Origin of the sequence: Capnocytophaga sp. oral taxon 332 str. F0381, assembly GCF_000318275.2 — a bacterium.
Taxonomy (GTDB): domain Bacteria; phylum Bacteroidota; class Bacteroidia; order Flavobacteriales; family Flavobacteriaceae; genus Capnocytophaga; species Capnocytophaga bilenii.
Map to the genome: position 1 here is coordinate 36238 of NZ_KB291246.1, position 26111 is coordinate 62348.

The window sequence follows — 26111 nt, forward strand, 5'->3', positions numbered from 1 at the left end:
TTTTCTACGCTTATAGCAAATCATCGTCATCATCGAGGTCTTCTTGGAAGTCGTTTAGAAGATTATCAATAGCACGGCGGTCTTTTTTGGTAGGGCGACCTTCGCCTTTTTCGCGGTAATAATCTTGAGCTAACTGCTGTAATTCGGCTTGCTCAAAGGCTTCTTTAGGGGTATTATCTTGCCTATAAAGGTCGACCAATTTAGCTCCTACACGGCTAAGAGGAATATCAAGGACTTCCAGCTGGTAATTGATATGGTTTTTACGGACGATAATCTTATCATTTTTATAAACCTCACGAGAGGGCTTCACCTGCTCACCATTGATTTTGATATGACCTTTTTTGCAAGCCTCAGTGGCTATATTGCGCGTTTTGTAATAACGCACACACCATAAATACTTATCTATTCGCATAACAAATTAAATTATTTAACAATCTGTGGGCACAAAAGTACAAATAATTTTGTAACTTTGGCGCACAATAAAAAAGACAATTATATAATATGCTCAACAAATTTTTATTCGGTATCAGCCTTATAAGTACGTTACTAATAGTTTCGTGCAAGAAAAACGATAACAACAGCCCTACAGCAACGCCCCCACGCGATGTAACTGAAGTGAGAAATGAAAACAATGCAGCTATAGAAAACTTTTTAAAAACACACTCACTTACTTACTCATCTACAGCTTCTTTTGACGCAAAGGTTACCTTTGCAACCACTACCAATACTACTAATGCTATATGGGGTAATAGCGACTTAAAAACGTTGGAATTGGATGTGTATGACGATAATAATAACAAAATACGCCATAAGTTGTATTATATGATACTACAACAAGGCGCAGGGACAACTACAACTATAGCTGATTTGGTGTATGTGAATTACAAAGGACAATTGCTAAACTTAAGCGTGTTTGACGAAACCGTATCACTATCTCAACGCAATTGGATTGACCTTATAGGTGATATTACTGATGACAAAAAGAATGGGACTATAAAAGGTTTTGCTGAAGGAGTTTCGTTATTGAAAGCCTCATCAGGAAATAGCTTAGAGAATGGAAGTGGAGGATTTTTAGTACCTCCTTCTGATTGTGGTATAGGAGTGTTCTTTATTCCTTCTGGGTTGGGTTATTTTAATGCCAATCAGGCTAAAATACCTGCTTATTCACCGCTTATTTATACAGTGCAGCTCATAGGTACTACACGTGCCGACCACGATAGTGACGGTATCCCTTCTATAAATGAAATAAGACGCGACAATTATGGTATTGTTACTTTTCCTAATTGTAATGCTGCAAAAGAAACTGTTTATAAGCCCGATTATTTAGACCCTAAAAACTGTGACTGATGAAAAAATACATTCCCAATAGTATTACCCTTGCTAATCTTTTCTGTGGTACTATTGCTGTAGTATTGGCAGTAGAAAACCGATTGGACTGGGCAGCCTTATTTGTAGGCTTAGGTATCTTTTTTGATTTCTTTGATGGTTTCTTTGCCAGACTATTAAATGTGAAGTCGGATTTGGGATTACAACTAGATTCCTTAGCAGATATGGTAACCGCAGGGGTGGTACCTGGTATTGCAATGTATCAGCTACTGAAGGGAAGTACTTGGGTAGTGGAAAATGAAACAGCAATAGCGGGCTTTGTGCCTTATATAGGCTTTGTAATTACTTTAGCCTCAGCCTATAGATTGGCAAACTTCAATATAGATACTCGCCAAACTACAGGTTTTATAGGGTTGCCTACACCTGCTAATACGCTACTAATCCTCTCATTACCCCTCATCTTACAATATGAACCTACTGAGTGGATGATATCTATGTTGCAGAATGTATGGGTACTGATAGGTATTACCTTGCTGAGTGCTTATCTGCTAAATGCTGAAATTGCTCTTTTTGCACTGAAATTTAAAGATTATTCACTGAAGAATAACGGAATAAAGTATTTGTTTTTGGCAGTGAGTGCTGTACTTTTAATACTACTAAAAATAAGTGCTATCCCTATTGTTATATTGTTATACATAGCCTTATCATTAGTAACGAAGCGATAAATCTTCTTTCATTCTATCTAAATTGATTTTAGGTATCTTTTGAGTGAAAATAACACTATCAATAACTACTTGCTTAGATTTGGGATATACGCCTAAAGTATCCATCAGCAAGTAGTTTTTATTTTTAAAACGCAAGGTATAAGGCATTTTCTGTAAGTGGATATTATCAGCACCGCTGTTTTTTAAATAGTTCATCACTATAGGATCTAACTGTAGGGTATCATTTTGGTACACAGTAAGATTGCTGCCTTGCCTAATGGTAATAACTTTATCGTTATATTTACTGAAAATGAGCATCTCTTCGGTAGTTTCTATATGGTATTTATTGTAAAAACGAACTCCTTGCCAAAGAAGAATACTAAATGAAATAGCCATTATAGCCTTATAACTTCGGTAATGACGAAAATACACCACACTTGCTACTATTAATAGGCAGGAAATAAGCAAAGGTATATTGAAATAGATATTCCTAACGATAAAAGGCTCTTGCTGGGCAATAATTTGCACAAGAGCATTCATTAACCATACCAACTTTTCGGTTATAAATATAAATGGATAAGGCAGCTGCAAACCTATAGCCATAATTACCAATGATAAGATACTAACTACAAGAAGTGGCGACAATAAAGGCACTACTACTAAATTTGACACAAAAAATAGTATAGAAAACTGATGAAAATAATACAAACTAATAGGTAATACTACTATTTGCGCTGTAAATCCTATGATAAATAACGACCATACTTTGTTTAGATACTTATTATTAGGATACCACCATCGCAATATAGGCGGATAAAAGGTAAGTATGGAAAAAACAGCTGCATAACTGAGCTGAAAACCTACATCATATAAATAATAAGGGTTATAGAGCAACAAGAAGAACATTGAGACGAGGAGGGCGTCAAATCGTCCTTGCCTATTGCGGAACAAGAATGATAGCCCTATAAAACTAAACATGACAGTAGCTCTCAGAACCGAAGCCGAAGCACCTGCTATAAGTGCAAAAGCCCACAAGCCAGCTAGTAACAATATATATCGCAACCACTGATAAGGAAGTGTAGCGTAGGGGAGCTTTTGTAACAAAAATAAGAGTATCATAGTAATAATCCCTACGTGCAAGCCCGAAATAGCTAATATATGCACAGCACCTGCATCTATATAGCTTTGATAAAGTTCTTCGCTTAATTCACTCCGCTTGCTTAATAAAAGTGTGTTTAGTAGGGGGGCTGTATCTTTATTGAAAGTATGATTGATGGTGGAACTCAAATAATTGCGAGCACGTTCTATATAATCACTCATTTGATGAGAATTTATAGGTTGTGCTTTGTACTTTATAACATTGGCTTTCCAATATACTCCCTTACGCTCCATATACTGCTTATAATTAAATTGGTAAGGATTTTTGGGTGGCGGTATAGGATTACATTTTGCAACGAACGTCAACGGAGTATTATAAAATAGGAGGCTATCGGTAAGTTTAGAAGGAAAAAAGCACAAAATATCACCTGTTACACTTTGCTTATTAGCTACTGATAGTTTAACACAATAAGTAGTACCATAGTCTTTTTGGGAGACTTGCTCTACAATATTACCCTGTAATACATAATAGTCATCGGGGGTGAGGAGGTGCGTGTAATGAGAGGGATAGGCTGTAGGAGTATGCACCACGGTTACCAAAGCCCCTACCGCTACTGAACAAGCAAGGGTGTGCCATACAAATCCGTATCTAAAAATGTATTTTTTGAGGTATAAGTATAGGTGTATAGCAAAGGATAAAAGCAAGGAGAGTGCAATAATGAAGGTAACATAAAAAGGAGGTAACAGTATACTTGCGATACTGATACCTCCTATGATACCTAATAATATAATTAATATGTTTAGATTTACATATCTCACATTACTCTCTTTGCCATTCTAAATGCCTTTTTGTAGTAGTTTTCACTAAGAGATGAGATAACCACTCCTCTTTTGGAGGAAGCGTGAATAAACTTAACTTCTCCATCTTGCACATCAACTACCATACCTACATGTGAAATTCGGTTATGTCTTAAAGTTTTAAAAAAGAGTAAATCGCCGACACGTACATTTTTAAGTTTTATTCTTTTACCTTGTGTAGCCATCTCTTGAGAGGAACGCGATAACGGCACATCAATAGCCTTAAAAGTAGTGCTTACAAAGCCTGAACAATCCATTCCTTTTCGAGTAACCCCTGCGTGTTTATAAGGTGTTCCCAAATAAGAAAAGGCAGTATCCAATAAAAGCTTCTGAACGTCCATATCTACAACATTTTCTGCAAGTACCTCTTCTTCTTCTAAATCTTCATCACTTTCTATTTCTGAGGCAGCAGGAGCTCTATTATCAGCGTATTGCACTCTTTTTTTAGTGTTTCTTTTGCGTTTAGAAGAGGTAGCTACTTTCCTTTTAGAAGAAGTAGTTGCCCTTTTTTTAGATGTTTTAGCTACTATTGCTTTAGCAGTATTCTTTTTCTTTTTTTGTGCTGTAGTAGCTACTTTCTTCTTGCTATTACTTTTGCCTTTTATAGCTGTAGTTGTTGTAGTCTTCTTGGTTTTTGACTGACTGGCGCAGTTTGAAAAAGATAACAAACAAAACACCAATAACAAAGAACCTAAAAGTTTAGATATATACATATTTTTATCATTTTAAATAAATACACTTTCTCTTGCCTTCACCATTAAGTTTTCTCCCTTATCATCTACATCGATTTCTATATTATCTCCCTCGTGTAATAGGTTTGATACAATTTCTTCTGCCAATATATCTTCTATATACTTCTGTATAGCACGTTTTAGTGGACGTGCTCCATATTGTTTATCATAACCTTTATCGGCTATGAAAGTCTTGGCTTTTTCAGTAAGTTGTATCGTATAGCCTAAATCATTTACTCGAGTGTAGAGTTTTGATAACTCTATATCTATAATCTTAAAGATATCTTCCTTGCTAAGAGCTTTGAAAGTAATGATATCATCTATACGGTTTAGAAACTCTGGGGCAAATACCTTTTTTAAAGCGTTTTCTACTATAGATTTTTCATTCTTTTCAGTTTGAGCTAAGCGTGCCGAAGTACCAAAGCCTACTCCTTGTCCGAACTCTTTTACTTGGCGAGCTCCTATATTGGAAGTCATTATGATGATAGTATTTCTAAAATCAATTTTTCTGCCTAAGCTATCTGTTAGGAAACCATCGTCTAACACTTGCAAGAGCATATTAAAAATATCGGGATGAGCTTTTTCAATTTCATCGAGTAATACTACTGAATAAGGCTTACGACGTACTTTTTCGGTAAGTTGTCCTCCTTCTTCATAGCCCACATAACCAGGAGGTGCCCCTATGAGGCGAGTTGTAGAGAATTTCTCCATATACTCACTCATATCAATACGTACCATAGCATTTTCGGAGTCGAACAATTCACGAGAAAGTACTTTTGCTAATTGGGTTTTTCCTACTCCCGTTTGTCCTAAGAAAATAAATGAGCCTATAGGTTTGTTAGGATCTTTAAGCCCTGTACGATTACGCTTAATTGCTTTTACGACCTTTTCTACAGCCTCATCTTGCCCGATGATTTTAGATTTCATCTGTTCGGAGAGGTTTGCCAATTTGCTCATTTCGGTTTGAGCAATACGGTTTACAGGGATACCACTCATCATAGAAACTACATCGGCTATATGGTCTTCAGTAACTACATCGCGGTGCAATTTAGCATCTTCAGTCCATTGGCGCGTAAGCTCCATTAATGACATTTCTATTTTCTTTTCCTCATTTTTTAGATTTGCAGCTTCCTCAAAATGATGCCGTGAAACAGCAACGTTCTTAGCACGAGTAGCTTTTTCTAATTTTTCTTCAACTTCAAGGATATAGTTTGGAACTTTAAACTCGGTAATATGAATACGAGATCCTGCTTCATCAAGGGCATCAATAGCTTTATCGGGTAAGTATCTATCTGTAAGATACCTATTTGTGAGTTTTACACAAGCTTCTATAGCCTCATCGCTGTAAATCACGTTGTGATATTCTTCGTATTTAGCCTTGATATTTCGCAATATCTGTATTGTTTCATCTACATTGGTAGGTTCTACGATTATCTTCTGAAAGCGGCGTTCTAAAGCACCGTCTTTTTCAATAGATTGTCTGTATTCATCAAGGGTAGTTGCCCCGATACATTGTATTTCGCCTCGTGCTAAAGCAGGTTTAAACATATTGGAAGCATCTAAGCTTCCTGTACCACCACCTGCACCCACAAGTGTATGAATTTCATCAATAAAAAGAATAATATCTCTATTCTTTTCAAGCTCATTCATTATAGCTTTAAGACGTTCTTCAAACTGACCTCGGTATTTAGTACCAGCTACTAAAGAAGCCAAATCAAGAGTTACTACGCGTTTGTTGTATAGCACACGTGCTACTTTGCGTTGTACGATGCGCAAAGCAAGACCTTCGGCAATGGCACTTTTACCCACACCAGGTTCTCCTATGAGTAAGGGGTTGTTTTTCTTTCGCCTACCTAATATTTGCGATACACGTTCTATTTCTTTTTCGCGTCCTACTACAGGGTCTAGCAAACCTTGTTCGGCAAGGGTGGTTAAATCTCTACCAAAATTATCTAATACTGTTAGTTTGCGAGGCTGGCCTCCCATTTGGTTGGGAGATTGTGGCACGCGGGGTATACGCCCTTCGTGTGGCAATCGGTAATTGCGGTCGTACTCATCAGGGGGGGCTACGCTATTTGTGGTGGTAGTAGCAGTATCGGCGAGCTGACTTTCAGCTTCTGTATGATACTTATCACGTGCCATTGCATATGTAATTCCTAATTTGTGGAATATTTTGGTAGTAGGATCGTTGTCATTACGCAATATACTAAGCAAAAGGTGTGCCGAATTAACATAAGGAGAGTGAGCACGCTTAGCCTCTAAATATGTAGATTGCATAGCGCGTTCTGCCTGTACTGTAAAGTGTATAGCATTAAAGTTTGGTGGATTAAGTCCTCGAGAAGAGGTAAGAGTATGAATTTGTTGGCGTAACCTTTCCATATCTATTCTTAAATCCTGCAATAGCTCGATAGCACTTCCTTGCCCTTCTTGTATGATAGCCAATACAAAGTGCTCGGTACCGACAGTAGATTGTCCTAACCGAATAGCTTCCTCTTTGCTATAATTAAAGATTCTTTTAACTCTCTCTGAAAAGTTATCACTCATAGTTCAGTAATTCGTCCTTTTTTATTTGTTTTTGTATTAAGTTTTTTAGTGTGTATGTAAGGGGAACCTAAGGGAAACCTAAGAGCAAAGTCTGTTGTAAGTATAGGTTCAATAGGTCGTTGGAATTTGTGCAAAGGTAGTAAAAAAAATAATACAATAGAAATGTTTAAAACAAAATATTTTTCAACAATCAGAAAATGACTAACAATCAGCGATGTTTACAGCTACAGCTAATCCACCTTCAGAAGTTTCTTTGTACTTGGAGTTCATATCTTTTGCGGTTTGCCACATAGTGTCGATGACCTTATCTAAGGGCACTTTAACATTTTTAGGGTCGGTTTCAAGGGCGAGTTCGGCTGCGTTGATAGCTTTGATAGCACCCATTGCATTGCGTTCTATACAAGGGATTTGTACGAGACCTCCGATAGGATCGCAGGTAAGCCCAAGATGATGTTCCATAGCTATTTCGGCAGCGATAAGCGCTTGCTCGGCTGTACCTCCTAAAAGCTCACAAAGAGCCCCTGCTGCCATAGCTGAAGAAACTCCAATTTCGGCTTGGCACCCTCCCATAGCAGCGGAGATGGTAGCTCCTTTTTTAAACAAGCTGCCAATCTCGCCAGCTACTAATAAAAACTGTATAATTTCGGCATCGCCAGCCTCTTGATTTTCTATGGTGAGGTAATAAAGCAGTACGGCAGGTATTACCCCTGCGCTACCATTGGTAGGAGCGGTTACTACACGCCCAAGAGAAGCATTTACTTCATTGATTGCCAATGAAAAACAACTTACCCATTTAAGTATTTCTCTAAATTTTATACCTGTTTTTTTGATGGCATTAAGCCAGTTTTTAGGGCTGTCATAGGTTACTACCCCTATCAAATTTTTGTGAATATTATAAGCCCTTCGGCGCACGTGTAGCCCCCCTGGTAGTACCCCTTCGGTATGGCAGCCTATGTAAGTACATTCCAGCATTGTATTCCAAATGCGCATCAGTTGGTGGTGTATTTCTTCCTCACTACGCAATACTTTTTCATTTTCATAGACAATTTGTGATATTTTTTTATTTTGGTTGTTGCAATGTTCTAATAATTCTTTGGCATTATCGGTAGGGAAGGGGAAAAGAACATCTTTTACATTATCGGTAGTAATTTTTTCTTGTTCTTCTTTTACAATAAAACCACCTCCTACCGAATAGAAGGTAGAGGTATAACTAAAGTCATCGCCTTGGGCTGTAAAAGAAAGACCATTGGCGTGGAAAGGCAAGAAGTTACGATTAAAGACGATATCTTCTTTGGGATTAAATTTAATCATATGTTCATTGCCTAAATAAAGTTCTTGGTTATTGGTAATAGCCGTAATGATAACATCTAAACTTTCAATAGGTACATATTCGGGGTCGGCACCGCTAAGTCCGAGCATTGTAGCAAGGTCGGTAGCATGTCCTTTACCTGTGAGAGAAAGAGAGCCGTAGAGGTCTACACGCAAGTGATTGGTTTTGAGCAAGTAGTTATGAGTTCTTAATTCTTTAAGGAAAGCTTCGGCAGCCCGCCAAGGACCAAGAGTATGTGAACTTGAAGGACCTACGCCTATTTTTAGCATATCGAAAACACTTATTTGTTCCATATAATTTTTATAGTTTTATCTTTTTCGGGGTGCAAAGATACAAAATAATGATTAAACTGAAAAATACTGATTATCAATATATTTAATTTTGAATTTTGAATTTTGAATTTTGTACGAAAAAGGGTAACAGAAAAGTTTTATGAATAAAAAGGATTGATTATCAGTATATAAACTTTGACAAACTTTGAAAGTTTGTCAAAGTGTGTGGCGCAAGAGGTTGTTCTAAAAATTTTGTTTTGTAGGGCGATTTGCCAATCGCCCCTATAATTTTGTTCCTAAACAAAAGAGGAAAAATTCTAAATTATATATTTTCTACGAATGTGTAAAAGGGCGTAAAATATAGAAAAAATCAGGTTACAAATAAAAAAAAATTATTATCTATTGTATGTTTCGTCAAAATGTTTTATTTTTGCCGCATTAAAAATAGATTATAAGACTTTTATAGCAACATATTATATTGTTTTTAATGCTACTATCTCATTAATAATACTAATTAGAAAACAATACTATGAAAAAAATTACATTGCTATTTTGCTTTTTGTTATGTATCAGAAGTTATACGCAAAATGCTGATATAAAAACACTTATAGCAAAGGCAAGCAAAGGGGATATCGAAGCTCAAGCTTATTTAGCACTGTGCTATGAGAAGGGGACGGGGGTAGCTCAATCATATCAAAAAGCGGCTATGTGGTACGAAAGTGCTGCTAACAAAGGACACGCTAAAGCTCAAACTAAATTAGGACTACTGATTTACAAAGGGCAAGGGGTACCTCAATCATACAAAAAAGCTGCTGAATGGTTTGAACGGGCTGCTAACCAAGGATATGCTGAAGGACAGACGAAAATAGGGATTTGCTATTACAAGGGGCAAGGCGTAGCGCAATCGGATGTAGTAGCGGTGGAATGGTGGCAAAAAGCTGCTGAGCAAAATTATGGTGAAGCGCAAAGCTTGTTGGGCTATGCTTTCTTGAAGGGACAAGGTGTAGGACAGTCTGACGAGGAAGCGGTTGCTTGGTTTGAACTTGCCGCACAGCAAGGAGACATTGATGCCCAACGCGACTTGGGTAATTGTTATTTTCAAGGGAAAGGCGTAGACCAATCGTACGAAAAGGCGATAGGGTGGTATGAGCGTGCGGCACAGCAAGGAGACAAAGAAGCGCAAATGCTCTTGGGATTGTGCTACGAACAAGGTAAAGGTACCGATAGATCACAAGCTAAGGCTATTTTTTGGATAGAAAAGTCGTGTAAGAATTATAATACACGTGCTTGTGAGTACTTAAAGAAGTTTAATAAATAATCTTGATGTTAAATTATGAATTTATTTTCTACTAAAGGTCGTTTAAGGAGGTCTCATTATTTGTTGTGCTGGGTATTGACTTATATTTGTTATCAAATAGGTAATTATATCTTAGATTTTTTTATTACAGATTTTGTTGGATTATTTTCGCAAGGAATATGGAGGACTGGTGCTGTTTTTGTATTCTTGCAAGGAATATGGAGTGCTGCTGTTTTTGTATTCTTTATGATACAATCGGTGCGCCGTGCCCATGATATAGGTATAACAGGCTGGGTAACTATTATTCCTATCTTTAATCCTTTTATACTTACGCTTATTGACGGTACTAAAGGGGATAACAAATACGGCAAAGACCCTAAAAGTAGAGCAAACTTATTTGAAACTTTCAACACTACTATAGAAGCTACAACGATAGAAACTACTCCCGATGAAACAACCACTGAAAAAACTACAAAAAGTACAAATTATACTACCAATCCTGAACAACAATCACAATATGTGAAAGATGAAGATGCACCACCTGCTGCAACTACAACTACCGCTAAGGCTATTCCTGCTAACTATTACATACTGAGTGGTGATGGAAAAACGCTAATGAAATGGTTTGATAACCAATCTAAAATGATAAAGATGAACAATGATCCTGTGCTTAAAAACGTTACTACAATAGGCAAGGATGTGTTTTACGATTGTGATAATATTGTGCAAATTACACTTCCTGAGGGGCTCACTACTATTCAGAAATACGCTTTTGATGGTTGCAGCAGCTTGCAAACAATATTTTTCCCGAGTAAAGTAGCATTTGTAGGTGAAAACTTATTTGGCCAGAATTGTCCTGCAACGCTTACTTTTGAGGGAAGTGTTCCGCCTGTATTGGAGGGTGATTTTGCTTATAATGAGCAAGCACTTCAGGCTATTTACGTACCTTCTGGAGCTGCCAATACTTACCGACAACAATGGCCAAAATATGCAAAACTAATAATATAAACAAAACTATAACTAATGCACAATGAAAAGGATTTCTTTGATAGCCAATTCGGGCATACAATATATAAAGTTTAAAACTGAGATAGACAAGGATTTCGGGAAGAAGCCAGAAAATAAAATTTATTACCACGAGCCTTTTGATAACAATACAAATGAGTTTGTGCTTGACCCTTTGTTTAAGTATACTAAACAAGGGGATACTGTTTTTTATAGGTGGCAGCAACTTTATGAAGGAGACTACTTTGTAAATGGGCGAATAAAAGAAGATATGGACTTATCAAATCTTCAGCCTATATTGGTAGCTGAAGAGGAGGGCAATTTATTAAAAGCCTTAAAAACTTTCCAACGCAAATGGATACCACTACCTTATTTTAAAGATAATTCTATCAATAAAGATGTGCTTTACCCCACTGATTGGGTACGGGTGTTTATAGATTGTGATGATGAACTTACAAATGCTAAAGTAATTATTGCTGTAGACACTTTATTAGCACAGAATGAATACGATAAAACAGGTCCGCAACTGAGTTTAAACATTGAGGAAAACGTGTTTAAATTGGAACAATCTACACTGAATATAGCTAATGTACTCTGCGACCCTCAATTTGCTTCGGCTTGGATAAACGACTATCTATCGGATGTATATTACGGCAAAAATGAAGACCTTCGTTACGAAAAGCCTTACAAACAATATATTGCTAAATACCTGCTCTTTGTGAAATGGTTGGGCAGCCTAATGAATATGCCTGAAATACAACTATTTACTGATAGAACAAAGAAGAAAGAGGTAGATTTGGTAATAGATGTGGGTAACTCGGCTACTTGTGCGTTGCTTTTTGAGAATAAAGACGATAACACATTTGATTTTGAAAGTGTAAAAAAGCTTATTATTCAAGATTATACAGAGCCCGACAAGCAGTATGACGAGCCTTTCCCTATGAATATTATTTTTTCGGAATCTAAATTTGGGGACATTAACGATACTTCTGATAATAAAAAGTTTACAGTGCCCAGCTTGGTACGAATAGGCTGGGAGGCGGAACATCTAATAAATGCCACCGTAACTGATTTAAGCTTAGGATATGAATTAAAAACGCATAATTCGAGCCCTAAACGCTATTTGTGGGACGATAGCCCTTCGGAAAGGGAATGGGAATTTAACCCTAAAGATTATAAAAACATCAAAAAGGTATATCTGAATGGGATTACCAATCAGCTAAAAACAGACGGAGAGCTGGTAAGGGCAAATGATATGTTTATGTCTAAACCATTATTCTCACGTAAATCACTAATGAAATTTGTGTTTTTAGAGATATTGGTACACGCCTATGCGCAGATAAACTCATTTGAATTTAGAGAAGAACACGGACAAATGATGCGTCCGCGCTCGTTAAAACGTATTACTATATCGTGCCCTACGGCAATGATACAAGCTGAACAGGTGGCATTGCGCCAAGCTGCTGAGGAGGCTTGCGAATTGCTAAAAAATTACGCCAACTATTATTTTGACGAAGATTATAGAGAATATTGGTTTGAAAAGCCTGAAATTATTCCTTCTACCAACGATATTAAGAAAACGTTATCGCAATTGGAAGATCGTGTGGATTGGAGTTATGACGAGGCAAGTTGCAGCCAATTTGTTTTCTTATACAGCCTGATAGTAAAGAAACTGAAAGGCAATAACTATGTGATAGACAACTATCTATTTAAAGGGAAAAATACGCTAAAAATAGCATCGGTGGATATTGGTGCAGGTACTACTGATATACTTATCAACCAATATCAACTAAAAGAAAATGGTAAAGACAGTGACTTGCTAACACCTACGCCTCTGTTTTGGGATAGCTTTAAATTTGCAGGTGATGATTTGCTAAAGGATTTAATACAAAAGATTATTATTGAGGGCGAAGTGAAAACGGAAGCCGATGCAGGCTGTACTGGGGTGATACAAAACCACGGAATAGGGCAGGGTATAAACAATATGTCGGAATTGCTCAATAATTTTTTTGGGGAAGATGCTAACAACATCAGTTACAAAGGCAGGGTAATACGACAAGCTTTTGTACAACAAGTGGCAATCCCTATAGCATTAGCTTACTTAAAGAATGCTAATAATACAGATACACCTATAGAAACTAAAACTTTTGAAGAGATTATAGGTAGAAAATTTCAAAATACCGAGTTATTAAAGTATTTTGAGCGTCATTTTGGTTTTAGTTTGCTTGATTTGCAATGGAAAATAAGTGCAGATAGGGTAAATACGATAGTAAGTTCGGTATTTGATACACTTATAAGGCAAATATGTGTCGTTTTCAATCAATACCAATGTGATTTTGTAGTACTTTCGGGCAAGCCAGCCTCATTAAAGAGTTTTGAAGCACTCTTTAGGAAATACCTTACTATATCGCCAAGCTGCCTAATCAACTTAAATACCTATTGGATAGGGCGTTGGTATCCCTTTGCTGATGGCAATGGTTTTATAAACGACCCTAAAACGGTGGTGAGTGTAGGGGCTATCGTGGCATTAATGGCTGGCAAGCTGTTTAAAATAAGAGATCTAAAAATAGAAACCAAAGAGATTACACAAAAGCTGATTTCTACAGCTGATTATATTGTACGTACTAACAACAGTGAGAAAGAGGTAATATTATCGCCGAAAAAGAACGCCAATGAATTGGAAGTAAGTACTTTGCCTTTTCATTTTGGGTATTCTAAGTTTTTATCTAAAAACTACCCTTATGCCGATTTGTACAGTATCCGCATCAATGAAGAGGAAGTAGCTGCACAAGTACGCCGCAAATATCCTTCACAAACCGAAGATTATATACAGCGACAGATAGAGGTGGAGAAGAATGCTATAAGGCAAAATTTACCGCTAAAAATGCAAATAGAACGGGATTATGACGAGAGCAAAGAGGTGATAAGAATAGAGAGTGTGGAAGATGCTGAAGGGAATGAGAAATTAAACAAATACTTTAGTATGCACTATCAAACCCTTGAAGATGAGAAAGGTTATTGGTTGGATAAGTGTGAGTTTATCTTAAATGTAAAATAGTTATGAGAACCAATTATTCACAAGAAGATATAGCCCTTATAAAGAAGTTTATCGGCGAAAAAGAAACGTTGGTAAGGCAGAGTGTGCAGTGGGTAGAAAAGAATTTGAAATATGAAGAACGCAATGAGGTATTACTGCAACTAAAGTATGCCAGCAATACTTTTCACAAAATACTGCAAAATATAGATTCTAAGCCCGTAATGGCATTGTTTGGGGCAAGCCAGGTAGGGAAATCATACCTTATAAAGAACTTATTAAGCACTGAAAAACGAGCTTTTGAGATACAAAACGGTAATGAAGCCTATGATTTTTTGCAACGCATTAATCCTGCTGGTGGTAAGGAAAGTACAGGCTTGGTAACGCGTTTTACAGTGCAACAAGAGGTAAAATACCCTAATTTTCCACTAAAAGTAAGGCTGCTTAGTGCTAAAGACATACTAATAGTGATATTAGATGCTTTCTTTTTAGACCTTAAGAAAATTACTTCGTTTATCTCTAAGCGCGATTTGGAAGCACATATCAAGCGATATGAATTGCAAGAGGGGAGTCCTAAACAAGAAGTGCTTACAGAGTTTGATATATTAGAAATTAAAGATTACTTTGACAATCATCTTTCAAAGCATACTATACTCTTTGAGGGACTTGTAGAAACGCGCTTTTTTCAGCGTATCAGTAAGCTAATAGCTCAATTTGACTATACCCAATGGAGTGCTATTTTTGAGGTGTTATGGAACAAAAACGAGCATCTAACTCGTATATTTAATAGTATTATAGAAAAACTGCATTGCTTGGATTACGCTACAGAGGCTTATTTGCAGTTTAATACGGTATTGCGCGATGAAGGAGCTATTCTTGATGTAGAGCGCATCAAACTGCTTGATAAGGTGCACAAAGATACTATTGTAAAAACCAATACAGGCAAGGAAGTGAGTATAGACCTTAACTACTTATCGGTATTGATAATGGAGCTCATTTTTTCAATTCCTGAAGCGCTGATACAAACGAAACCTTTCTTGGAAAACTCGGATTTATTAGACTTCCCAGGAGCTCGTACTCGCTTAGCGATTGAAGAAGATGGTATTGCCAATGAAGACAACCAAAAACAGATGCTCATACGAGGAAAGGTATCGTATTTATTCAACAAATATTCTGATGATTACAGTATTAATAACCTATTGTTCTGTAATAACGACAAGCAGTTGGAAATAAACGAACTATCCTACTTATTATTCAACTGGATTGCAAAAAATATAGGCGATACACAAGAAAAACGAACATTGGCATTGGCAAATGCTCCTGTGCCTCCGCTATTTGTTATTTATACTTTTTTCAATGAACAATTGTATTACAAAGACGGTGCCGACAATAACTATTTGCAGGACTATACTAACTTAAATCACAAATGGATAGCTCGTTTTAATGCTATCTTTGAAGGGGAGATTGTAACTAAATCACGCAATTGGCATACCCACTGGAGCAACCAGTCGCCTTATTTTAAGAATATGTACTTACTACGTGATTTTAACTACTCTAAGCATACCTTTGATGGTTTTGAGACAAACAAAGAGGAAACTAATTTGCGTGCTGAGCGGGTGGATTTTATGAATGCTTTGAGAAAATCATTCATAGAGTTTGATTTTGTACAAAAACACTTTGAGAGCCCTGAACGCTCGTGGGATGCGGCAGCGAAAGTGAACGCAGATGGTTCTGGCTTAATAGTAGAAAATCTTGCGAAGGTATCTAACAACCTAATAAAGATAAACCATTATATAGCTATACTGAACCAAACGATAGAGAGCTTAAAAAATACGCTTGTAAAATACGTGCATACTGATGATATAACGCTAATGAGGGCAAAGAATATGCAGTTGGTAAATCAGTTTCAAATGCAGTTTAATAGGGCTATCAATAGTGATTATTCGTTGTTTATCAAGTTTATAGAGCAACTAAGTGTGAGCCCCATAGATTTGTACAATTTGCTAAATGAACACCTCATCATAGATGTGGAAGAACAAACCAATGAGAGCCTAAGTGAAGCTTCCTTGTTATACAATCAGTTTCCAGAGCTAAAACAAGCTACTACGGAGGAAGAAGCTGTAGATATACTAAAACGAAATATGTGGCTAAACAGCAAGGAAGAGGTGGAAATGGCTTTGGGCAATGTGAAGCTAAGCGACTTGTTTACGCCTACTAAAACAAAGTCTAAAACGGAGTATTACACACAGCTATTGCTGGATAATTGGTATGAAAGAGTAAGCCAAAATAGCTATGATGATTTCACACAGTATAACATTAGCAAAAGCCATATAGATGAGATATTGTCGCACTACCAGACTATCATCAAAAAGCGAAATGTAGTAGAAAAATTAGTAAAGGTATTTGACAATATGGTATCGGAGATTAAGGGGATACAAGGTGAAGAGGTGTTTATGGCAGAGACTTTTGCTTTATTGCTAAATGATATTATTTACAATTTTGATATGCAGTTTGTAAGTAGTGAAGAGGCACGTGAAATAAAAGAGATGTACAAAGATAAGACTTTGCAATACTTTGGCAAAGAACCGATGACTGATGAAGCTACTATAGCAAGTTTATTTGACAATAGCAAAATGGATGTAAATACCATAGCTTTTGAAAAATATGGTAGATGGTTAGAGCTATTGCGTATTTCATTGCTTATCAATAGTGGTTTTGTGAGTTATGATGAGGCTGAAAACAACGCATTGAAAGCACTTATAGAAAAATATACTGAATATCCAATTCAAAAATCTTGATATGAACAAGTTTTATACCCTTACGACTGATACCTTCGTGCCTATATCACACGACAATAAGCACCTTTTCAATACCTATGAATTGGTGAATAATTTTATAAGGACACGGATTTCTAATAAATACCGAAATATACTGGCAAAGCCTATTTTACAAAACTATGTAGTAAATTGGTTTTCGCCCTATCAGGGATTGCAGGAGACGGTAGATATACAAGCTCAAAGGCAATATTTTGCTTTTAGAGACGAATTGGAACAGCATATAGGGCAATTATTACAGAGCAATGACCCTAATAACAAGAACTGGGCAGGGTTGCTACAAAAGGTTTTCAGTCAGGAAGACAATAAGCTTTTCAGCAATGGGAAAGATATATGCATCGTATGGGGGTGGCAGTTTAACAACGACAAGATACAACGCCCTACAATACAAGAGGAAAGCGAGCCACTATTGGAGCCCGAACCAGAACCTGAAGCACTACCAGAGCCTGAAGTAACCCCTGAACCAAGCCCTAAATTAGAGCCTGAACCAGAGCCCGAACCACTACCAGAACCTGAACCTGTAATAGCTTTTGAGCCCGAAGCTGTAGTGCCTGAGAAAAAAAGAGGTTTTTTGGAGTTTCTAAAGGAGTTTGCAGCTACTTATTGGTGGTTGTTAATTGTGCTATTAGTGCTTATCTGTATTGTTTTCTTTTATAAATCACTCATCTTTTAGTTATGGAAAATAAATTCTTTTATCGTTATTGGTGGTTATACTACTTGTTGTTCTTCCTATTGCTGGGATTACTCATTTATGCGATATTATGGAAGCCAAAATGCAATAATAACTATTACCAGCCCCCTGTAACTACTACCCCGTCACCACCTATGGATAACGAAACCCCTACAATGCCACCTGCACAAGGAGCTACTGTGAATTGTGATACCGAAGTAAATTCGGGAGGACAGGGGCTTACACGTACCCCGCATTTATTGGGTAGCCAATCGGGTAGGGTAGTGGTGCAGTATGATATGTATGATGTACCCGACCAGCTTACGGTATATTACGATGGCAAAGTAGTAGCTACTACTTCAGACCTTGTGAGTGGTTATGGTACTGTAGAATTTGCTTATAAAGCCGAACAAGGAAAACCCCAAGAATGTATTGTAGAAATGAAAGCCCCCGAAGACGGTACTGCGTGGACTTATCGTGTGAATTGCCCTGAATAATTTTTTTGAGTTATGAAACATAAATATCCATTTCATTATTATCTTTTTTTGTTTATAGCTTTAGTAATAAGTATACTCTTTTGGATATTTGTACTAAAAGAGCGTATGGGACAGGGAGGATATGCTGCATCGTTGCCCACAACTGCCTTACCTTCATTGCCCAATAACTATTACACTATAAAGCCTATAGACCGTGATAAGATTATTATAGACACTATCGGCAAGCGGCAAATAGTTGCCGACTTGCTGAATGTGGCTATTAAAGACACTACCTACCAAACCAAACACTTCTTACAGGATTTTATACAAAAATTTGATACAATTCAATATAAAATAAACTATGTGGATAGTACTATTAACTATATACAACTGAAAGTAGCTAATGAGATAGACCGCGAGGGCTTTAAACAAGAAGTAAAGCAGAAACTGCCTAATTACTCGCTTTTGGTATGGGACGAAGCACTTTTTGATATGCAGACTACCAACCGCTATATGAATAGAGAAAATCTCTATCCGCTACAAAAAATAACCGCTAATAATATAAAAGTAGCTGTTGTAGATAACGGTTTTGACTTGCAACACCCTTCACTGAAAGGCAAATGGATAAACCCTTATAACGCAACCGACAATAGTAGTGATGTGCACCCCTCGGCTATCAATCACGGTACCGCAGTAGCCTCTATAATTGTAGGGAACAGGTTTAACGATATAGAGGGCATAGTACCTACGGCACAGCTAATTCCTATAAAAGTATCGGACGCCAATGGTTATATGAGTTCTACTTACATTATAAAAGGGGTGCTTTACGCTATTAAGCAGCAAGCCGATGTGGTGAACCTATCATTAGGAGCTAAATTGGACGCCGCAGCTGTTATTCCTGAAACTTATCAAAAGGATTATATAAAAAATGGAGCTAAAGATGAAGAAAGTTTTTGGAAAGAGCTATTTTCATATGCCGAAAACAATAAGACAATTATTGTGTTAGCCGCAGGAAATGACGGCATACTCACAGGCTTTGACCCAATGGCACGTGCCGAAAATACAATAAAAGTGGGTGCAGTGAATGAATACGACCAAAAATCAGACTTTTCTAACTATGGTACACTAACAACTATTTATGCCCAAGGAGAAAACGTAAAGGTAGCAAGCCCTAATCAACAGACTGAAATACTACAAGGCACGAGCTTTTCAGCCCCTATAGTAAGTGCTTTTATTGCGGCTTTAAAAAGTAAATATCCGCAATATACTAGTACACAAATTATTGAAGAACTGAAAAGAAATACAGTACAACAAAATCAATTAACAATACTATATAACAAAACATTCTAACATTATGACCGAGTTTAAACAAGATAACTTTACATTTGTAGATATCATATCACTAATATTTATATTTTTCTTATCTACAGCTAATTTTTTTGCATTACTTTACTTAACAGACGGTAAAATGCCTATAAGTTTAGCTATTACTGTCTTAGTATTAGTGATTTATTATGCTATTATGCAGGTACTGAAGAACAAAAAGCAAGCTATGGCGAGCAAAAATTATAAAAGTGCAGCTACACTTTGGTTTTTACCTTTTATAGGGTTGTCATTATTCAGCCTTGTACTATTGGTTCATTTTCTAAATATAGAAAATAACGTAAAGCCCAAGGTGCAAGCAGAAGTAAATGAGAAAATCAACAAAGTAATAGGCATATCAACTATTTATGAAGAGGAAGCTTCTAAGGACTTACAAAACTACAAAAGTGCACTCACTAATAAGCTAAGGGCTTATGTAAAAAACCGCAAGAGTGGCAAAAAATACAAAGGAAATACTCAGGATTCTTTACAAATAGGGAAATACGTTATAGATAACCAAACATTGGCTATAGCTACATTGGCTAACCTATCTTCAATTGTAGAATCTAACCTAAGCCCTATACGCAATAAGGTAAGTGAGAATACAAAAATACTGAAGGAGGTAGAGGCTGAAGCTGAAAGGCGCAGACAGGACTTCCAGAATTGGAATTTCTTGGGAGTTGCCAAAAACTATAACACTACTAATGATTTTGTAACAGATAGTTACAAGCTACTGAATGAAAAATTAGAGGAACTCCCTATGTATCAAGATATGGTACTTTTCCAAATGGATAGTCATCAGTTGCCTTTGAATAGCTTTAGTGAGCTGAATAAGGTATATCCTCCCAATTGGTTTTTGCCTATACTTATAGTGGTTGTGATACACTTGGTTATTCTAATACCTTTTATTACTTATAAAGTAAGAAGATACGACAATGAATCTACCCCTTCAAGCATAGGTGGGGCTACCGAATATTAATCAGAAATATAAATAGAATACACAATGGATAAGGTAAGGAAGAGACAAATTTTAAACAGTTGTAATGAAGTTTTTTTCTCAATAGATAAGCTTGATGAGTTTGTCATAAATAATGACATTACAATTGAAGAATTTAAACAATACAATTTAGAGATTGCTAAGGTAAAGGAGCTAGAAAGGCGCAAACGCCAGCGTGAAGGGTTGCCTGCTGAAAATGAACCCCAAGCAACAACAACATCAGCTTCGACATCGCCTTTTGCAACAAACACTACTAATAGTTTTGATCCTTTTGGAAGTTCATCGGGGAGCTCTATATTTGATACCTCGTTGAACTCTATTTTCCAAAACACAACCGTTACCCCACCACTCCCTACCACAGCTACTACTATTATCACCCCTCCTCCTGCTAATAAAACTACTGAAATCCAGAAAGTGATAAATGAGGAAGTAGGGATTGAAGACATACGCGACTGCCTAAACCGCAACCTTTATAGCTATGACGATTTAGAGACTGCAGGAGTAGATAAAAAGCTGATTAACTCATTCAAACATTGGCAAAAACAACGACCTATAAAGGCTTTTACAGTAGATGAGTTGCCCCCAATGGATAAAGGGCGTACCGATGTATTTTTTGTAGGTATTCCTGCCTCTGGAAAATCGGTAATGTTATCGGGCTTGTTGTTCTACGCTAAAAAAGCAGGTATCAGTATCCCCGACTCTTATAACACTGAAGGTGAAAAATACGATGCTCAAATTACATCGGACTTAGAAAAAGGTATTTTGGCAAAAGGTACGGTATCAGGTTCATACAACTATATTGCTACCTCACTAAAAGACGAAAAAAACAAGACACACCCACTGAATATAGTGGAAGTGCCCGGTGAAAACTATGCCAAGATATTTGAAAATGGTTTGGAGAATGATGAGGTAAAAGATTTTGTAAATCACATTAAGAACAACAACCGAAAAATACTTATCTTTGTACTTGATGCCTTAGACCATATGAAGCGACTTGATGCTGATTATCACAATGATTACAACCAAAGTGATATTTATATCAGTATCCTGAATATGTTCAGAAAACACCGTATATTGGAAAAGACCGATGCGGTGTATTTGGTAGTGAATAAGTTTGACCTTATTAAGAAAGAACGTATAGGCACACAACAATCAGACCTTACCATAGCCGATGAGTTCGTAAAAGAAGAGTTCAGAAACTTATTAAACAACTGTATCAACGCTAAAGAGAGCGGAAATAACAAGTTTAAGATAAAGGTATTTCCTTTTTCAATAGGAGAGGTGGTATATGATAAGATTTTGAGAGAATACCACCCCGAATACTCTAAAAATATCATTGCTCAAATACTATCGGATAGCTTTATCGTAGATGAGGGCGGATTTTTAGGTAAATTTTTAAGACGTTTTTAATCATAACACTATGAAAGTACATTTATTAATACAACGCACCTTTGCGGGACTTAATACCGAATATACCAGCAACCCTGCTATAGCTCAATTAGACAACAAGCTATTTTTAACCGATGAGCGTAGCGTAGTAATGCAAATAACCGAGAACCCTGTATTCTCATTTGCTAAAAATGAAAAATGGACGTGTTATTCATTTATAAAGCGCGCTTTAGACCGTGAAAAACGCGCTGGGTTCTATGCTGTACGGCTATTTATCTCTTCGGCACATAAACTCACCAATGTAAAGGATTGCCTGCTCACTATTGCTCAGCGATATGAGTTTTTTATACAAAACAATACCCCCTCACAAGAATATACCGACCTGCTTACCCAAATCAATGAAAAAGCTATCATAGAAAAGGAACGTTATACCTTCGATATAGAAAGTATCAGGAAAGGTACTTACTACGCTATAGCCACTGCCGAGAATTTAGAAGCACTCTTTGCCGATGAACGCAATGAGTTTGTGGAAAAACTTTATCTTTTTACTACTAATATTGATAGCAAGCTCTTGGCAGAGTTTCACTTGCACTCTATAGACCCTCTAAGTGTAGTAAAATGGCAAATAAACGATGAAAAGAAAGCCTTAGACAAACTTTGGCTTGAAAATACCGCTATTCCTGTATTTGCTAAGAAACTTTTGTCATTACAAGGAGCAAAACTATACTTTCAACTGAAAGGACAACAAGAAAAGCGAGAACTAACAGGTACTAATGAGCTAAAAACTACTGCTTTAATTATTGATGATGCTGATAAGTGTATCACATCACTAAAAATTAATAACACAGCTGTTAAGCCTCAACCGTATTTTGAATTGTATGCTCTTGCTACTGATACTTTGTACTATACGTTGAAAAATGGCAAAGAAATACCATTACCTATAACAGCTAAACTTTCTACCCGCAAACTCATAGTAGAGAATAGTGAAAACGCTTTGGCTAAATTATGGGTAAATGGTGAAGAACTCCCTATTCCTACAGGTAAAAAGTTTGAAATATACGCCCTTACGACCGATAAAATAGAATATACTATCGTGGGGCAGGCAGGGAAAAAAACAACTGTAAACAGCGATATAAAAACGCTGTCAATACATCTTCCTAACAGAGGGCAAACCATTAATGATAACAAGAAAAGTCCTGTTATTGATATATTGCTTTATGCTCTATTGTCGTTGCTTGTAGGGGGTATTATAGGATATTTTTACCGCAGCAATACATCTGAAGAAGATATAAGTGCTATAGAGCAAAAAATACAAGAAAAAGAAGCAAAATATGAGCAAGTAAAGAAAGAACTCAATAGCTCTCAAATACTACCTAACAATACTGCAACAAAAACAGTTACAAGTACAACAACAAATACCATAAAATCAAATAATACCACTACAAAAACTACCAATGTAGCCACAAAAACTACCAATACAAATTCAAAAACTACAAAATAATAAGAAAAATGAATAAGAAAAGTTTATATATCACACTTGCAGTAGTTATAGGTTGTTTAGCTATAGGCTTTACTGCTGGTTATTACTATGTAGATACTGAAACTCAGAAAATCATCAGCAGTAGAGAAGAAATCATCAAAGAAAAAGATAATTTAATTGCAAAGGCAAACGAAGAGTTGGCTACTCAAAAAAAGCAAATAAAACAGCAAAAGGACAGTATTGCCAAAGTAGAAAAGACAAAGAAAGCTATTCCTGTACAAACAGCCCCAAAAGCTACTGCACAAGCTCCTAAAGCTAAACAACAACCTACTGCTGCTCCTGCTAAAAAACCTAATGATAACAAGCCGCAAGACAATAAAAAAAGTACCCCTAAAGACCCTAAAAACAATAAAAAATAACCATACAAAATGAATAAACGAACGCTCTATTTTATGCTTACAGCCTTAGTAGCTATAGGCTGTGTGGCTCTCTATACTTGGTTTTCCGAAAAAAGCTCATCTTCCCCCATTAGTAAAAGTACTGCCGAAGCTTCTTCGGTACAAGAAACTATAGAAGCTGCCATAAGTAATCTGGATAGCATACAAGTTACTCCTCAAGATTATAACAATTTACTTATTGAAATTACAGGGTATTACAACCAAGGTGATATCACTAAAGATTTAAAAGATACTTATTTAGAAACCCTGAAGGATAATTATAGCCAAAGATCGGCTTTCATAGTTGCTCAAATACTACAAAAAGAACCTATAGATAAAAACGAGGTTAAGAAATACATCAGCCATTGGGCTACCATCAAAACCAATGACCCAAGTGTGAATGAAGTAAAGAAAGATTGGCAATGGTACGTTTTCTATACAAGTATACTACCCAAACAAATAGACAACTTTATCCATACTCCAATAGCACAGTTTTCAAAAGAAGAGTACGATAAGCTTATGGGCAAATTAAAAATCAATCCTAAATTTGAGCATTTTGAAAACATAAAATCAATAAAAGAAGAAATGGAAGAAAAATTACGCTATCATTATGATAGTTGGAACAATTATAACTATTTATAATAATGAAAATCATATATCTTTTTTTAAGCATACTCTTTTCGGCAAGCGTATGGGCACAATCCAATGACACTATATTTGAAGCTATTAAAGCCTATAAAAATAAAAACTATCAAAAAGTATTAAGTTTGCTCAATACTCCTGAGTTGCGCCAAGACAATAAAATGTTGTATATATGGATAGAATCAGAATACGCCGTTATAAGCAAAATGTATAGTGATGATGTGGCTAACTTTGACTTTCAGCGTCTTGAAGTATTACGACAAAATATAGATAACTATATAGCCAATCCTAATAGCAACAATGTAGAAAAAGTAAAAGAACTGAAAAACAAATTAGCCCAATATCCCCTTACTGCTACCGATTTTGTAGCTACAAAAAACCAAGAAGCTGCTGACTCGCAACTGAGAGATATAAAAAAAGCCTTTACTACCTTCCTAAAATTTGACGAAGTACTGCGATTGGTAGATTTGTATAGCAGCAATGAGTATATTCCTGCTTATGAGCTGGCTTATCACAAAGCTGTAGCTCAATATAGAAAATGGAAGCTAAACCGAAGAAATCTTACAGAAGAAGATCGAAAAAAGGTATTAGAAGAACTCAAGAATTACAAAGAGAATTACTCCAATAAAAATATCTTATATGACCAAGTGGTTAAAGAAGCTATTAGGGAAGCGAAATAATCACATTCCTAAAAGTTCCATTACTCTATTTCGGTATTTTGTTTGAAAACGAAACTGCCTTATACAGCTAATTTCAATATTACTACTATTGATGTCTATTTGTTCATTCTTTCTATAATAAAGCTGTTTGTTATTCTCTTGCACCGTAAAAATAAAAGTCCAATCTTTTTTAGTATACACCCCCGATAGCAATAGTCTGAAATTATTATAACCATTTAGTTTCATTTTAGAAAGTGGCTTCATCTCACCTCCAAAGTAACCTCCTATTCCCATCAGGGTAAAAGCAGTAAAGTTATCCGTAAGGTTAATATTACCTGTTACCCCCACACTCACGCCAGCTTGTATATGTCTAAATACCTCATTGCTATTAACATACGAAAGTGCAGGAATATCAATTTTGTGATAGTAAAGTCCTCCACCTATATACCACCCAAAAGCCGTCCCAAACTGTGTTTTTCCGTGGTTTAATAATTGTTCCAAAGCTATTTCCTTCAAGTTCCTAAAGTATAATAGTTCACTGCCTATTTGGTGTATTTTAGTATCGTTCAGGAGCCTTATATTTGCCTTATCTGTATAATAAAATCCTTTATAATCCTGATAATAAAGGTCAAACAGAAACCGCTCTTTAAAAAATGAATGCACCTGAAAGTCAAAAAACTTACTCTTACCATATTTATCAGTATCTCGTAGAGGAACAATACTTTTAGAATATCCCACCGTTACAAACGTATTGTAAATCCCCATACTAAGCCCTAAGTTTACAGGGTAATTAGGTAATAACTTCTTATTTTTTAAACTTTCATTTTCAGGTGCTTCTATTACTTCCAATCTCAAATAATCCATATTGATAGACGGACGCAACCACAGATTGTATTGGTAGTACTTCATATCATTTTCCTGCCCCCATAATACTCCTACAAACAAAAAGAAAAAGAATATTCTCAT

Annotated in this window: 21 protein-coding genes; 15 read left to right on the forward strand and 6 right to left on the reverse strand. The window is 36.3% G+C overall.

Translation table 11 applies throughout. The features are described 5' to 3' along the window. Positions 1-10: 10 nt before the first annotated feature. On the reverse strand, positions 11-412 hold the full coding sequence (locus HMPREF9075_RS00215; protein ID WP_009414564.1) for an RNA-binding S4 domain-containing protein: 402 nt from the start codon (positions 410-412) through the stop codon (positions 11-13). 89 nt (positions 413-501) lie between these two features. On the opposite strand from HMPREF9075_RS00215, the gene HMPREF9075_RS00220 reads away from it, so the two are divergent. Continuing rightward, positions 502-1347, forward strand: coding sequence for an FKBP-type peptidyl-prolyl cis-trans isomerase (locus HMPREF9075_RS00220; RefSeq protein ID WP_009414565.1), 846 nt, complete (start codon positions 502-504; stop codon positions 1345-1347). Next, positions 1347-2051, forward strand: a complete 705-nt coding sequence (locus HMPREF9075_RS00225; RefSeq protein ID WP_009414566.1) for a phosphatidylcholine/phosphatidylserine synthase — start codon at positions 1347-1349, stop codon at positions 2049-2051. The genes HMPREF9075_RS00220 and HMPREF9075_RS00225 overlap by 1 nt, the downstream gene beginning before the upstream one ends. Here the strand turns inward: HMPREF9075_RS00225 and HMPREF9075_RS00230 are convergent. The 4 genes from HMPREF9075_RS00230 to HMPREF9075_RS00245 all read right to left on the reverse strand — a co-directional run bounded on the left by HMPREF9075_RS00230 (position 2034) and on the right by HMPREF9075_RS00245 (position 8884). After that, positions 2034-3947 (reverse strand): ComEC/Rec2 family competence protein, encoded by a 1914-nt coding sequence (locus HMPREF9075_RS00230; RefSeq protein WP_009414567.1) that lies wholly within the window; start codon positions 3945-3947, stop codon positions 2034-2036. The two genes, HMPREF9075_RS00225 and HMPREF9075_RS00230, sit on opposite strands and share 18 nt — an antisense overlap. Continuing rightward, positions 3944-4699, reverse strand: a complete 756-nt coding sequence (locus tag HMPREF9075_RS00235) for a C40 family peptidase (RefSeq protein WP_009414568.1) — start codon at positions 4697-4699, stop codon at positions 3944-3946. Before HMPREF9075_RS00235 ends, HMPREF9075_RS00230 begins: the two co-directional genes overlap by 4 nt. A gap of 12 nt (positions 4700-4711) precedes the next feature. Next, positions 4712-7261: an ATP-dependent Clp protease ATP-binding subunit gene (locus HMPREF9075_RS00240; protein WP_009414569.1), complete on the reverse strand. Its 2550-nt coding sequence runs from the start codon at positions 7259-7261 to the stop codon at positions 4712-4714. A 201-nt stretch (positions 7262-7462) separates the two neighbouring features. Continuing rightward, positions 7463-8884: an L-serine ammonia-lyase gene (locus HMPREF9075_RS00245; RefSeq protein ID WP_009414570.1), complete on the reverse strand. Its 1422-nt coding sequence runs from the start codon at positions 8882-8884 to the stop codon at positions 7463-7465. Between the two features lie 508 nt (positions 8885-9392). Between HMPREF9075_RS00245 and HMPREF9075_RS00250 the strand changes: the two genes are divergently transcribed. Genes HMPREF9075_RS00250 through HMPREF9075_RS00310 form a run of 13 tightly spaced genes read left to right on the forward strand, consistent with a single transcriptional unit; the run spans position 9393 to position 25166 of the window. Beyond that, positions 9393-10181, forward strand: a complete 789-nt coding sequence (locus HMPREF9075_RS00250) for a tetratricopeptide repeat protein (protein WP_009414571.1) — start codon at positions 9393-9395, stop codon at positions 10179-10181. A 15-nt stretch (positions 10182-10196) separates the two neighbouring features. Beyond that, positions 10197-11168 (forward strand): DUF805 domain-containing protein, encoded by a 972-nt coding sequence (locus tag HMPREF9075_RS12480; RefSeq protein WP_009414572.1) that lies wholly within the window; start codon positions 10197-10199, stop codon positions 11166-11168. Between the two features lie 22 nt (positions 11169-11190). Continuing rightward, entirely contained in the window at positions 11191-14223 is a 3033-nt protein-coding gene (locus tag HMPREF9075_RS00260; RefSeq protein ID WP_009414573.1) for a virulence factor SrfB, read from the forward strand. A 2-nt stretch (positions 14224-14225) separates the two neighbouring features. Next, on the forward strand, positions 14226-16997 hold the full coding sequence (locus HMPREF9075_RS00265) for a virulence factor SrfC family protein (RefSeq protein ID WP_009414574.1): 2772 nt from the start codon (positions 14226-14228) through the stop codon (positions 16995-16997). 1 nt (position 16998) lies between these two features. Continuing rightward, entirely contained in the window at positions 16999-17706 is a 708-nt protein-coding gene (locus HMPREF9075_RS00270) for a hypothetical protein (RefSeq protein WP_009414575.1), read from the forward strand. Positions 17707-17708: 2 nt separating this feature from the next. Continuing rightward, complete coding sequence (locus HMPREF9075_RS00275) at positions 17709-18200, forward strand: hypothetical protein (RefSeq protein ID WP_009414576.1); 492 nt, start codon at positions 17709-17711, stop codon at positions 18198-18200. A gap of 12 nt (positions 18201-18212) precedes the next feature. Continuing rightward, entirely contained in the window at positions 18213-19529 is a 1317-nt protein-coding gene (locus HMPREF9075_RS00280; protein ID WP_009414577.1) for a S8/S53 family peptidase, read from the forward strand. Between the two features lie 4 nt (positions 19530-19533). Beyond that, positions 19534-20520 (forward strand): hypothetical protein, encoded by a 987-nt coding sequence (locus tag HMPREF9075_RS00285; RefSeq protein ID WP_009414578.1) that lies wholly within the window; start codon positions 19534-19536, stop codon positions 20518-20520. A 24-nt stretch (positions 20521-20544) separates the two neighbouring features. Continuing rightward, positions 20545-21948: a hypothetical protein gene (locus HMPREF9075_RS00290; protein WP_009414579.1), complete on the forward strand. Its 1404-nt coding sequence runs from the start codon at positions 20545-20547 to the stop codon at positions 21946-21948. A gap of 10 nt (positions 21949-21958) precedes the next feature. Further along, positions 21959-23428: a hypothetical protein gene (locus tag HMPREF9075_RS00295; RefSeq protein WP_009414580.1), complete on the forward strand. Its 1470-nt coding sequence runs from the start codon at positions 21959-21961 to the stop codon at positions 23426-23428. 8 nt (positions 23429-23436) lie between these two features. Continuing rightward, positions 23437-23826, forward strand: coding sequence for a hypothetical protein (locus tag HMPREF9075_RS00300; protein ID WP_009414581.1), 390 nt, complete (start codon positions 23437-23439; stop codon positions 23824-23826). Between the two features lie 9 nt (positions 23827-23835). Then, positions 23836-24486, forward strand: coding sequence for a hypothetical protein (locus HMPREF9075_RS00305; protein ID WP_009414582.1), 651 nt, complete (start codon positions 23836-23838; stop codon positions 24484-24486). Between the two features lie 2 nt (positions 24487-24488). After that, positions 24489-25166: a hypothetical protein gene (locus HMPREF9075_RS00310; protein WP_009414583.1), complete on the forward strand. Its 678-nt coding sequence runs from the start codon at positions 24489-24491 to the stop codon at positions 25164-25166. Here HMPREF9075_RS00310 and HMPREF9075_RS00315 read toward each other — a convergent pair whose 3' ends face one another. Beyond that, positions 25167-26111: a DUF4421 family protein gene (locus tag HMPREF9075_RS00315; protein WP_051033396.1), complete on the reverse strand. Its 945-nt coding sequence runs from the start codon at positions 26109-26111 to the stop codon at positions 25167-25169.

Excerpts from the sequence above, each read along its gene's own strand:
- HMPREF9075_RS00260 (WP_009414573.1), top strand. The coding sequence starts at position 11,191 with ATGAAAAGGATTTCTTTGATAGCCAATTCGGGCATACAATATATAAAG.
- HMPREF9075_RS00305 (WP_009414582.1), top strand. The coding sequence starts at position 23,836 with ATGAATAAACGAACGCTCTATTTTATGCTTACAGCCTTAGTAGCTATA.
- HMPREF9075_RS00300 (WP_009414581.1), top strand. The coding sequence starts at position 23,437 with ATGAATAAGAAAAGTTTATATATCACACTTGCAGTAGTTATAGGTTGT.
- HMPREF9075_RS00315 (WP_051033396.1), bottom strand. The coding sequence starts at position 26,111 with ATGAGAATATTCTTTTTCTTTTTGTTTGTAGGAGTATTATGGGGGCAG.
- HMPREF9075_RS00240 (WP_009414569.1), bottom strand. The coding sequence starts at position 7,261 with ATGAGTGATAACTTTTCAGAGAGAGTTAAAAGAATCTTTAATTATAGC.
- HMPREF9075_RS00280 (WP_009414577.1), top strand. The coding sequence starts at position 18,213 with ATGAAACATAAATATCCATTTCATTATTATCTTTTTTTGTTTATAGCT.
- HMPREF9075_RS00250 (WP_009414571.1), top strand. The coding sequence starts at position 9,393 with ATGAAAAAAATTACATTGCTATTTTGCTTTTTGTTATGTATCAGAAGT.
- HMPREF9075_RS00220 (WP_009414565.1), top strand. The coding sequence starts at position 502 with ATGCTCAACAAATTTTTATTCGGTATCAGCCTTATAAGTACGTTACTA.
- HMPREF9075_RS00265 (WP_009414574.1), top strand. The coding sequence starts at position 14,226 with ATGAGAACCAATTATTCACAAGAAGATATAGCCCTTATAAAGAAGTTT.
- HMPREF9075_RS00285 (WP_009414578.1), top strand. The coding sequence starts at position 19,534 with ATGACCGAGTTTAAACAAGATAACTTTACATTTGTAGATATCATATCA.
- HMPREF9075_RS00225 (WP_009414566.1), top strand. The coding sequence starts at position 1,347 with ATGAAAAAATACATTCCCAATAGTATTACCCTTGCTAATCTTTTCTGT.
- HMPREF9075_RS00310 (WP_009414583.1), top strand. The coding sequence starts at position 24,489 with ATGAAAATCATATATCTTTTTTTAAGCATACTCTTTTCGGCAAGCGTA.
- HMPREF9075_RS00275 (WP_009414576.1), top strand. The coding sequence starts at position 17,709 with ATGGAAAATAAATTCTTTTATCGTTATTGGTGGTTATACTACTTGTTG.
- HMPREF9075_RS00295 (WP_009414580.1), top strand. The coding sequence starts at position 21,959 with ATGAAAGTACATTTATTAATACAACGCACCTTTGCGGGACTTAATACC.
- HMPREF9075_RS00235 (WP_009414568.1), bottom strand. The coding sequence starts at position 4,699 with ATGTATATATCTAAACTTTTAGGTTCTTTGTTATTGGTGTTTTGTTTG.
- HMPREF9075_RS00245 (WP_009414570.1), bottom strand. The coding sequence starts at position 8,884 with ATGGAACAAATAAGTGTTTTCGATATGCTAAAAATAGGCGTAGGTCCT.
- HMPREF9075_RS00290 (WP_009414579.1), top strand. The coding sequence starts at position 20,545 with ATGGATAAGGTAAGGAAGAGACAAATTTTAAACAGTTGTAATGAAGTT.
- HMPREF9075_RS00215 (WP_009414564.1), bottom strand. The coding sequence starts at position 412 with ATGCGAATAGATAAGTATTTATGGTGTGTGCGTTATTACAAAACGCGC.
- HMPREF9075_RS12480 (WP_009414572.1), top strand. The coding sequence starts at position 10,197 with ATGAATTTATTTTCTACTAAAGGTCGTTTAAGGAGGTCTCATTATTTG.
- HMPREF9075_RS00270 (WP_009414575.1), top strand. The coding sequence starts at position 16,999 with ATGAACAAGTTTTATACCCTTACGACTGATACCTTCGTGCCTATATCA.